This window comes from Neorhizobium sp. BETTINA12A (genome assembly GCF_023006485.1).
Taxonomy (GTDB): Bacteria; Pseudomonadota; Alphaproteobacteria; order Rhizobiales; family Rhizobiaceae; genus Neorhizobium.
Window position 1 is genome coordinate 1 of the sequence record NZ_JALBGW010000368.1, and the last position, 516, is coordinate 516.

Genomic DNA, 516 nt, shown 5'->3' on the forward strand with positions numbered 1-516 from the left:
CCTGTTCGGCGGCGGCGGTGCCGACGAGGAGGAGGACAACGCGGAAAACACGGCTCCGGTCGTGGCGAAGCGTGGGGCTCCGGCTGCCAAGCCCGCTGCAGACGACGACGAGGGCGAAGCGCCCGTCGCGGTTGCCTCGGCTTCGCCTTTGACAGGCCAGACGCAGGCTCAAGCCCAGGCTCCGGCACAGGCACAGACGATTGCAGCGCCCGTACCGCTTTCGCGCCCGGCTTTCCGTTCGGATTCCGGCGGGCTTGCGACGGCGCTCTATTCTCCGGCGCGCAACCCGGCCCAGGAAGCACTCGCCCTGCAGGCGTCGGCTCCCGCCCAGCCCGGCGGCGAAACCTTCGCCGATCTTTCCGCCTACACTATTCCGGTCCCGACGCTGCTCGGACCGCGTGGCTTCAAGGGTGACGCGGAAAGCGGCGTGATGACCGCATCCGTTGGCCCGATGCGCGCTCAAGAGGAGGCCACGTCCGTACCGCTTCCCGGCCAGCGTCCGAACATTGCCGCTGC

The 516-nt window shown here is 69.6% G+C and carries 1 pseudogene; it reads left to right on the forward strand.

The features are described from left to right. Nucleotides 1-516 (forward strand): annotated as a pseudogene (locus MOV61_RS30205) (hypothetical protein); the annotation flags it as partial.